The 9,647-nt window shown below is 71.1% G+C and carries 9 protein-coding genes and 2 pseudogenes; 3 read left to right on the top strand and 8 right to left on the bottom strand.

Annotated elements, in window-relative coordinates:
* The 6 genes and pseudogenes from AOK15_RS37875 to AOK15_RS48430 all read right to left on the bottom strand — a co-directional run.
* Positions 1-376, bottom strand: a pseudogene (locus tag AOK15_RS37875) (response regulator transcription factor); the annotation flags it as partial.
* Positions 377-409: 33 nt separating this feature from the next.
* The gene (locus AOK15_RS37870) at positions 410-1,042 is read right to left on the bottom strand and encodes a potassium-transporting ATPase subunit C (protein ID WP_055523322.1); all 633 of its coding nucleotides are present in this window, start codon (positions 1,040-1,042) and stop codon (positions 410-412) included.
* A gap of 24 nt (positions 1,043-1,066) precedes the next feature.
* Positions 1,067-3,166, bottom strand: a complete 2,100-nt coding sequence (gene kdpB / locus AOK15_RS37865; protein ID WP_055523318.1) for a potassium-transporting ATPase subunit KdpB — start codon at positions 3,164-3,166, stop codon at positions 1,067-1,069.
* Between the two features lie 23 nt (positions 3,167-3,189).
* Positions 3,190-4,854, bottom strand: a complete 1,665-nt coding sequence (gene kdpA, locus AOK15_RS37860; RefSeq protein WP_055523317.1) for a potassium-transporting ATPase subunit KdpA — start codon at positions 4,852-4,854, stop codon at positions 3,190-3,192.
* A gap of 8 nt (positions 4,855-4,862) precedes the next feature.
* A complete protein-coding gene (gene kdpF / locus AOK15_RS37855) occupies positions 4,863-4,952 on the bottom strand; it encodes a K(+)-transporting ATPase subunit F (RefSeq protein ID WP_055523315.1) in 90 nt (29 codons plus the stop codon).
* Positions 4,949-5,071 (bottom strand): hypothetical protein, encoded by a 123-nt coding sequence (locus AOK15_RS48430; protein ID WP_257234561.1) that lies wholly within the window; start codon positions 5,069-5,071, stop codon positions 4,949-4,951. The genes kdpF and AOK15_RS48430 overlap by 4 nt, the downstream gene beginning before the upstream one ends.
* 426 nt (positions 5,072-5,497) lie before the next feature.
* Here AOK15_RS48430 and AOK15_RS37850 point away from each other — a divergent pair, with 426 nt between their 5' ends.
* Positions 5,498-5,710: a DUF4287 domain-containing protein gene (locus AOK15_RS37850; RefSeq protein ID WP_055523313.1), complete on the top strand. Its 213-nt coding sequence runs from the start codon at positions 5,498-5,500 to the stop codon at positions 5,708-5,710.
* A gap of 19 nt (positions 5,711-5,729) precedes the next feature.
* On the opposite strand, the pseudogene AOK15_RS37845 reads toward AOK15_RS37850, so the two are convergent.
* Both AOK15_RS37845 and AOK15_RS37840 read right to left on the bottom strand, forming a co-directional pair.
* Positions 5,730-6,853: pseudogene (locus AOK15_RS37845) on the bottom strand (sulfite oxidase).
* A gap of 40 nt (positions 6,854-6,893) precedes the next feature.
* Complete coding sequence (locus tag AOK15_RS37840; protein ID WP_055523311.1) at positions 6,894-7,457, bottom strand: DM13 domain-containing protein; 564 nt, start codon at positions 7,455-7,457, stop codon at positions 6,894-6,896.
* A gap of 262 nt (positions 7,458-7,719) precedes the next feature.
* On the opposite strand from AOK15_RS37840, the gene AOK15_RS37835 reads away from it, so the two are divergent.
* A complete protein-coding gene (locus AOK15_RS37835) occupies positions 7,720-8,721 on the top strand; it encodes an NAD-dependent epimerase/dehydratase family protein (RefSeq protein WP_055523309.1) in 1,002 nt (333 codons plus the stop codon).
* 276 nt (positions 8,722-8,997) lie between these two features.
* Positions 8,998-9,647 (top strand): glycosyltransferase family 2 protein (locus tag AOK15_RS37830; RefSeq protein ID WP_055523320.1); only part of this gene is annotated, 650 nt, incomplete at its 3' end.

Genomic DNA, 9,647 nt, shown 5'->3' with positions numbered 1-9,647 from the left:
GTGCGGCGGGCGGCGGGCGGTGGGCGGCGGGCGGCGGAGCGCAACCGGGCCGTCAGCGCGTCCATGGCGAACGGTTGGGTGATGTAGTCGTCGGCGCCCGCGTCGAACGCCGCGGCCTTGTCCTCGGAGGCCGTCCGCGCGCACAGCACGAGGATGGGGACGGGGGTCCTGCCGCGCAGGGCCCTGATGACGTCGACGCCGTCCATGTCGGGCAGCCCGAGTCGAGCATGACCACGTCGGGCCGGTGTGCGGCCGCCGGTCGGAGTGCGGTGGTCCCGTCGGGGGCCGCGTCGACCTCGTAGTGGCGGGCCCGCCGGTTGATGACGAGCGCGCGTACGAGCTGGGGGTCGTCCTCCACGACCAGCACCCGGGTCATCGGTGAGCGCCTTCCTGTTGTCGGCTGTTGCTGTCAGCTCTTGGCCAGGAGTTCCTTGAGCGCGATGTTGAGTTCGAGGACGTTCACCCGGGGCTCGCCGATGAAGCCGAGGGTGCGGCCCTCGGTGTGCTCGTCGACCAGCTTCCGCACCTGGGCGACGGTCAGGCCGTTCCTCTCGGCGACCCGGTGGATCTGGAGGTCGGCGTAGGCCGGGGAGATGTCGGGGTCGAGGCCGGAGCCGGAGGAGGTGACCGCGTCTGCCGGGACCTGGGACGGCTCGACGGTGTGGCCGGGCACGGAGTTGTCCTTGACGACCTTCGCCTTCGCCTCCTCGACCGACGCGATGAGCTTCTTGTTGTCGGCGGAGAGGTTGGTCGCGCCCGAGAGGATCAGCGTGTACCGGGTGTTGACCGAGTTCTCACCGAGACCGCGCGCCGGACGGGGCTGGAAGTAGTCGAGGCTGTAGCCCTGTTGGCCGATCAGCGAGGAACCGACGACCTTCCCGTCGTACGAGATCTCCGAGCCGTTCGCCTTGTGGTGGAACAGCGCCTGGGCGACGCCGGTGACGGCGAGCGGGTAGATGACGCCCGTGACCAGGGTCAGCACCAGCAGGGCCCTGAGCCCCGCCCCCAGCAACCGGCCCGTGTTCGACAAGGAGTTGTTCATGGCGGACAGCACGCCTTTCAGGGATCACAGCCCGGGGATCAGGGAGATGAGCAGGTCGATGAGCTTGATGCCGACAAAGGGGGCGATCAGTCCGCCGATGCCGTAGACGGTGAGGTTGCGGCGGAGCATCCGGTCGGCGCTCATCGGCCGGTACCGCACACCCCGCAGGGACAGCGGCACCAGCGCGAGGATGATCAGCGCGTTGAAGACGACGGCGGAGAGGATCGCGGAGTCCGGTGAGGACAGGGCCATGATGTTGAGCTTGTCGAGGCCCGGATAGACGGCCGCGAACAGCGCGGGGATGATCGCGAAGTACTTCGCGACGTCGTTGGCGATGGAGAACGTCGTCAACGCGCCCCGGGTGATGAGCAGTTGCTTGCCGATCTCGACGATCTCGATCAGCTTGGTCGGGTCGGAGTCGAGGTCGACCATGTTGCCGGCCTCCTTGGCGGCCGACGTCCCGGTGTTCATGGCGACACCCACGTCCGCCTGGGCCAGCGCGGGCGCGTCGTTGGTGCCGTCGCCGGTCATCGCGACGAGCTTGCCGCCGGCCTGCTCCCGTCTGATGAGGGCCATCTTGTCCTCGGGGGTCGCCTCCGCGAGGAAGTCGTCGACGCCTGCCTCCTCGGCGATCGCCTTCGCGGTCAGCGGGTTGTCGCCCGTGATCATGACCGTCTTGATCCCCATGCGGCGCAGTTCCGCGAACCGATCCCGCATACCGTCCTTGACGACGTCCTTCAGGTGGATGACGCCCAGCGCGCGGGCGCCGTCGGTGTCCTCCACGGCGACCAGCAGCGGGGTGCCGCCGGCCGCGGCGATGCGGTCGGCCGCGCTCTGCGCGTCCTCGGCGACCGTCCCGCCCCGCTCCCGGACCCAGTCGGTGACCGCGCCCGCCGCGCCCTTGCGGACCTTCCGGCCGTCCACGTCGACGCCCGACATGCGGGTCTGGGCGGTGAAGGCGATCCACTCGGCGTGCACCAGTTCGCCGCGGTGCCGCTCGCGCAGCCCGTACCGCTCCTTCGCCAGGACGACGACGGACCGCCCCTCGGGTGTCTCGTCGGCCAGCGAGGAGAGCTGGGCGGCGTCGGCGACCTCGGCCTCGGTCGCGCCGCCCACCGGCACGAACTCGGCGGCCCGACGGTTGCCGAGCGTGATGGTGCCGGTCTTGTCGAGCAGCAGCGTGGAGACGTCCCCGGCGGCCTCGACGGCGCGCCCGGACATGGCGAGCACATTGCGCTGGACCAGCCGGTCCATGCCGGCGATGCCGATCGCGGAGAGCAGCGCGCCGATCGTCGTGGGGATGAGGCAGACCAGCAGCGCCACCAGCACGACCATCGTCAGCTGGGTGCCCGCGTGGTCGGCGAACGGCGGCAGGGTCGCCACCGCCAGCAGGAACACGATGGTGAGGGACGCCAGCAGGATGTTCAGCGCGATCTCGTTGGGTGTCTTCTGCCGGGCCGCGCCCTCGACGAGGTTGATCATCCGGTCGATGAACGTCTCGCCGGGCCTCGTCGTGATCCTGATGACGATCCGGTCGGAGAGGACCTTGGTGCCACCGGTGACGGCGGAGCGGTCGCCGCCGGACTCGCGGATGACCGGGGCCGACTCGCCGGTGATCGCCGACTCGTCGACGGACGCGACGCCCTCGACGACGTCGCCGTCACCGGGGACGACGTCACCGGTCTCGCAGACCACGAGGTCGCCGATCCTCAGGTCCGTGCCGGGGACCCGCTCCTCCGCGCCGCCGTCGAGGAGCCGTCGCGCGACGGTGTCGGTCTTGGCCCTGCGCAGGGTGTCGGCCTGCGCCTTGCCGCGTCCTTCGGCGACGGCCTCCGCCAGGTTGGCGAAGACGACAGTCAGCCACAGCCAGGCGCTGATGGTCCAGCCGAACAGGTCGCCGGGGTCCGTGAAGGAGAACACCGTGGTCAGCACGGAGCCGCTCCACACCACGAATATCACGGGCGACTTGACCATCACCCGTGGGTCGAGTTTGCGCAAGGCGTCCGGCAGCGACCTGACGAGCTGCCCGGGGTCGAAGAGGCCGGCACCGGCCCGGCCCTCGGCGGTCCTGTGCCCGGTGGGTACGTCGCCGTGCGGCGCCCGGGTCGGGGTGGCTGTGGACATGTCTTCGCTTTCGGTACGGCTGGTCATGACGCCAGCCCCTCGGCCAGCGGGCCCAGCGCGAGCGCCGGGAAGTACGTCAGACCGGTGATGATGAGGATGGCGCCGACCAACACGCCGGTGAACAGGGGCTTCTCGGTACGCAGGGTGCCCGCCGTGGCGGGGACCGGCTTCTGTTCGGCGAGGGAACCGGCCAGCGCGAGTACGAACACCATCGGCAGGAAGCGGCCGAGCAGCATCGCGAGTCCGGTCATGGTGTTGTACCAGTCGGTGTTGGCGTTCAGACCGGCGAAGGCCGAGCCGTTGTTGTTGGCGGCGGACGTGAAGGCGTACAGCACCTCGGAGAAGCCGTGCGCGCCGGAGTTGAGCATGGAGTTCGGCGGGGTCGGCAGGGCCATGGAGACGGCGGTGAGAACGAGGACCAGGGCCGGGGTGATGAGGATGTAGCAGGCGGCGAGCTTGATCTCGCGGGTGCCGATCTTCTTGCCCAGGTACTCGGGGGTGCGGCCGACCATCAGCCCGGCGATGAACACCGCGATGGTCGCCATGATCAGCATTCCGTACAGGCCCGAACCGGTGCCGCCGGGCGCGATCTCGCCCAGCTGCATGCCCAGCAGCGTGATGCCGCCGCCGAGACCGGTGAAGGAGGAGTGGAAGGAGTTCACGGCGCCGGTCGAGGTGAGCGTGGTCGACACGGCGAAGATCGACGAGGCGCCGACACCGAAGCGGGCCTCCTTGCCCTCCATCGCGCCGCCGGCGATCTCGAACGCCGGGCCGTGGTGGGCGAACTCGGTCCACATCATCAGGGCGACGAAGCCGACCCAGATGGTCGCCATGGTGGCGAGGATCGCGTACCCCTGCCGCACGCTGCCGACCATCACACCGAAGGTGCGGGTCAGCGAGAACGGGATGACCAGCAGCAGGAAGATCTCGAAGAGGTTGGTGAAGGGCGTCGGGTTCTCGAACGGGTGGGCCGAGTTGGCGTTGAAGTAGCCGCCACCGTTGGTGCCCAGCTCCTTGACGGCCTCCGTCGAGGCGACCGCACCGCCGTTCCACTGCTGGGAGCCGCCCATGAACTGGCCGACCTCGTGGATGCCGGAGAAGTTCTGGAGGGCACCGCACGCCACCAGCACGACCGCCGCGACGAACGCGCCCGGCAGCAGGATGCGGGTCACACCGCGCACCAGGTCCGACCAGAAGTTGCCCAGCTCACCGGTGCGGGAGCGGGCGAACCCGCGGACGAGCGCCACCGCCACCGCGATGCCGACGGCCGCCGAGACGAAGTTCTGCACGGCGAGACCGGCCGTCTGCACGACATGGCCCATGGTCTGCTCGCCGTAGTACGACTGCCAGTTGGTGTTGGTCACGAAGGACACGGCCGTGTTGAACGACTGCGCCGGGCTGACCGAGTCGAAGCCGAGCGAGCCGGGCAGCACGCCCTGCAGCCGCTGGAGGAGATAGAGGAAGAGGACCCCGACCACCGAGAAGGCGAGGATGCCGCGCAGGTACGCGGGCCAGCGCATCTCGGTGTCGGGATGGGCACCGATGCTCCGGTAGATCCACTTCTCGACCCGCCAGTGCTTGTCGGAGGAGTAGACCTTGGCCATGTAGTTGCCGAGCGGTATGTAGGCGAGAGCCAGCGCGCCCATGAGGGCGAGCAGCTGGAGCACACCGGCGAGTACGGGACCCATGGCGCTGGTCAGAACCTCTCCGGGAAGATCAGGGCGAGGACGAGATATCCCAGCAGGGCGACGGCCACGACCAGGCCGACGGCGTTCTCGGCGGTCACAGCTTCGTCACCCCCCTGGCGACGAGAGCCACCAGCGCGAACACCGCGATCGTGGTGACGACGAAGGCCACATCGGCCATCGCGAACTCCTGGATGAGGTGCGGAAGTACGTCGGACACCTAGAGGAGAACGCCGTTCGAGCGGGAAACAGCCGCTCTTGACGGGTCCCTAACGGCCGTACGGGCATCCTTGACGGACCCCTGACGGCGGCCCGTACTCCCCCGACGCGCCGCTGATCTCGGACGAGTTCCGACACGCCGGTGATCCTGCGCGTGGAACCGGTCGGCCAGAAGACCCACGGCCGGGTGGTGGTCCGGGCGCCGCACCGCCGCCGGCGATGAATCCGCCGTTGGCGATGAACCCGCCGTTGCTCACGAACTCCCGGCGCCGGGCGGAGCCGTTCGGCCGTCGCCCGCACAGGCCGCACGATGTGACGCGGAGCACACGCGTCGGCCGATGATTCACCCGGCGCCTCTCGGTCATATCAGCGACGACACCGGCACAAGGCGACCGACCCAGAGCAACGGACAGAGAGGATCATCGACATGACCGCCACCGTGAAGGGCCCTGCCGGCTACTTCCCCTCCATCGAGAAGAAGTACGGCCGACCGATCGCGGAGTGGAAGGACCTCATCCGCTCCTCGCCGCTGACCAAGCACATGGAACTCGTGAACTGGCTGAAGACCGAGCACAGCCTGGGGCACGGTCACGCCAACGCCCTCGTCGCGCACACCCTCGCGGAGGGGACCGGCGACTGAGGCGCTCCGCCTGTTCCGTTCAGCTCCCGGACTCCAGGCACACGACGGGTACCTGTTGGACGAGGTTGTTGGTGAACCCGCCCCGGTTCCAGGGCTGGCCCAGGGGCTGGGTCCGCCCTCGGCGTCGGCGGCCCGTGCCATCAGGACATGGTCGCCGGGCACGGCCGTCCACGCGAAGCGCCACCGGCGCCAGGCCCAGCGATGCGCGCCCGCCGGTTCGACCTTGGCCTCGCCCCAACCGCGTCCCCCGTCCGTGCTGATCTCCACCCGTGACACCGGCGCCCGCCCGGACCAGGCGCGCCCCTCCAGCTCCAGAGCGCCGGGCCGGACGACCCGTGTCCGCGACATGAAGTCGGGGAAGCCGGGCGGGATCAGCAGGGCGCGCGGTGCCATGCGGGTGACCGGCTCGCCCTCCTCCTCGGGGTGCTGCCGGAGCCGGTAGGCCACGGTCTGCTGGAAACCGGTGAACGGACGGTCGGTCACGGTGATGTCGCGCAGCCACTTCACGTGCGCCATCCCGTACCAGCCGGGGACCACGAGGCGCAGCGGGCGGCCGTGCTGGGGAGGCAGCGGGGCACCGTTCATCGTGTGGGCGACCAGCACATCGGTCCGGTCGCCGACGGCCACGTCCACGGGGAGGGCGCGCCGGTAGTCCTGTTCGACGCCGCGCTCCACGCCGTGGTCGGCACCGGTGAAGACGACGTCGACGGCACCGTCCTCAACCCCGGCGTCGGCGAGCAGCAGCCGCAGCGGGACCCCCGTCCACTCGGCGGTGCCGACGGCCTCGACCAGCCAGGGCTGGCTGACCGGCCGGGGCGTCAGCAGGGCCCGCCCGTTGCCGGCGCATTCCAGGGTGACGCGCAGGGTGACGGCGGGGTGCGCGCGCAGATCCGCCGGGGTGAGACGCAGGGGGCGACGGACGCCGCCCCCGACGGTCAGCTCCCAGGACGCCTCGTCGGCGACGTACGGGATGTCGTAGTGGGTGAGGACGTAGTGCAGTCCGGGCGGGGTGAGGTCGTACCGCAGGGCCTCCAGCGGCAGGCCGTGATTGCGGGCGGCCAGCGCCAGTTCGTCCCGGCCGATGCCTTCGTCCGGCCCGGCCAGCCGCGCTGGTGCGCTCACATCGGAGAGCCGACGCCCCATGCTCGTATTGTCCGCTTCCCGGACGGTGCCCGCACGGCGGTCACCCCGCGTCGGTGAGGGCGGCGGCGCCGAAGGAGACGTCGAAGCGGTCGCACCAGATGGTGACGCTGGTGTACCGGGAGGGGTCGACGCCGTCCGGCAGCGGGTAGTTCTGGCTTCCCTTGTTGCCCTTGAGCTTTCCGAGGCTGACGTGGGCGCCGTCGTCGAAGACGTGCCAGCCGGCCCGCCCTTCCTTCACCGGCGCGTCGGTCAGCCACACGCGCAGGTCGGGGCCGTTGCTGGTGTCGAGCCGCTCCAACCGGATCACATGGGAGCCGTCGGCGAGCCGGACGAGCCTCACCGTGCCCGTCGTCGTGTGCTCGTGGCTGATCAGGTCGCCGCTCGACACGGTCACGGGTCCGGTCGGCGCCGAGGGGGAGGGCGACTCCCCCGGCTGCGCCGCGGGGTCCCGGGAGACGTCCACGACCGTACCGGGCAGGGCTTCCGTCACCGTCTCGTCCTGCCACAGCTTCCACGGCTGGAACCAGTACAGTCCGGCGGCCAGGGCCACGACCACCGTCGCCGTCAACCCGGTGATCAGCGGCGTCCTCCGCTTGCGCCCCATGCCGTTCCCTCTTCCTGTTCCGTGATCCGTGCGTGCGTCCGTGCCTGCTTCTGTGCCTGCGTCCGTGCGTCCGTGTCGTCTCCCCATTCAACGCAGTCCGGGGTGCTCTCGGCCCGGCCCCTCCGATGACGAAATCCTTACGTCGCGGCCCCGGCCGTCGTAGTCCCACCGCCGCCGTCCCGCCCGTCGCCGTCTTACGGAAGCGTGACGTGCCGGGCGTGGCCCTGGGGTGCGGTCGGTGGCCGGTTCTAGCGTGGGCCGCATGCGAGTACTGGTCACCGGCGGTGCCGGATTCATCGGGTCCCATGTCGTCGACGCGTTGACGGAGGACGGCCACGAGCCCGTCGTGTTCGACGTGGCTGCGGATGCGGGCGGGGACGTACGGGACCGCGATGCCGTCGCCCGCGCGCTGGACGGTGTGAACGCCGTGTGCCATCAGGCGGCGATGGTCGGTCTGGGCACGGGTTTCGCCGACGCTCCGGAGTACGTCTCACGCAACGACCTGGGGACCGCCGTGCTGCTCACCGCCATGGCGGACGCGGGGGTGCGGCGGCTCGTGCTGGCGGGGTCGATGGTGGTGTACGGCGAGGGGCGGTACGCGTGCGCGCGGCACGGCGTGGTGCGGCCGGGGCCACGGGACACCGTCGATCTCGACGCCGGGCGCTTCGAGCCGCTGTGCCCGAAGTGCGGGGCGGAGCTGTCGCCGGGGCTGGTGGAGGAGGACGCGCCGGTCGACCCGCGCAATGTGTACGCGACGACGAAACTCGCCCAGGAGCATCTGGCGGCGGCCTGGGCACGGGCCACGGGCGGAACCGCCGTCTCGCTGCGCTACCACAACGTGTACGGGCCCCGGATGCCGCGGGACACCCCGTACGCGGGGGTGGCGTCGTTCTTCCGTTCCGCGCTCGCACGCGGTGAGGCGCCCCGGGTGTTCGAGGACGGCCGTCAGCGGCGGGACTTCGTTCACGTCCGGGATGTGGCGGCGGCCAACGCGGCGGCGCTTCAGGCGGACACGGCCACCGGCGCGCTGACCGTGTACAACACCGGGAGCGGCGAGCCGCACACCGTCGGGGAGATGGCGCGGGCGCTGGCCGCGGCCCACGGCGGACCCGAACCGGTCGTCACCGGGGAGTACCGGCTGGGGGACGTCCGGCACATCACCGCCGACTCGCGACGGCTGCGGGCCGAGCTGGGCTGGAAGCCGGAGGTCGGGTTCGCCGAAGGGATGCGGGAGTTCGCTCGGGCGGGGATGCGCGGCGCGTAGAGCCCCTGGACCGGTGGCCGTGGGGGCCCCTCGACCGGTGGTGCTGCCCTCTTCAGGAAGCGGCCGCGGGCAGCACCAATCCGGTGACGACCTCGGCGACCGTGGGGTCGTCGTCCACCACCAGGACGCGCGCGGCCGCCGGTGGGCTCGGTTGCTGTTCCATGCGGTCAGCCTCGCACCTCGCCGGACGCTCGGGCGGCGGGGACCGCGCGGGGCCGTCGACGTCCGTGTTTCGTAAGAAGACGACGCCCGTTGTGCGAAGTTCGTCCTCGTAGGGTGAAAGGCGTGACTACCTCTCCCCCGCCTTCGGGCGTCGACGTCGTGCTGCCCTGCCTGGACGAGGCGGAGGCCCTGCCCTGGGTGCTGGCCAGGATCCCGGCCGGGTGGCGCGCCCTGGTCGTGGACAACGGCTCGACCGACGGTTCGGCGGACCTCGCCCGCGCGTTGGGCGCACGGGTGATCCATGAACCGCGCCGCGGCTTCGGGGCGGCCTGCCATGCCGGGCTGACCGCCGCGACGGCCGACATCGTGTGCTTCTGCGACTGCGACGCCTCCCTCGACCCGTCCCTCCTCGTCCCCTTCGTCACCGAGGTCGCGGACGGGCGGGCCGACCTGGTGCTCGGCAGACGACGTCCGCAGGGCCGGGGCGCGTGGGCCGCGCACGCCCGGGCCGGCAATCTGGCGCTCGCCCGGATGGTGCGCCGCCGCACGGGGCTGCGCCTGCACGACCTGGGCCCGCTGCGCGCCGCCCGCCGCGAACCGCTCCTCGCCCTCGGCCTGACCGACCGGCGCAGCGGCTATCCGCTGCAGATGGTGGTGCGTGCCGCCGACGCGGGCTGGCGCGTCACCGAGCACGACGTGCCGTACCGGCCGCGCACCGGGGCCTCGAAGGTGACGGGGACCTGGCGGGGCACCTGGCAGGCGGT

The sequence above is a fragment of the Streptomyces ossamyceticus genome, assembly GCF_001418475.1.
Taxonomy (GTDB): domain Bacteria; phylum Actinomycetota; class Actinomycetes; order Streptomycetales; family Streptomycetaceae; genus Streptomyces; species Streptomyces ossamyceticus.
The sequence above is the reverse complement of the archived record's forward strand: the minus strand, read 5'-3'. Positions and strand labels throughout refer to the sequence as shown.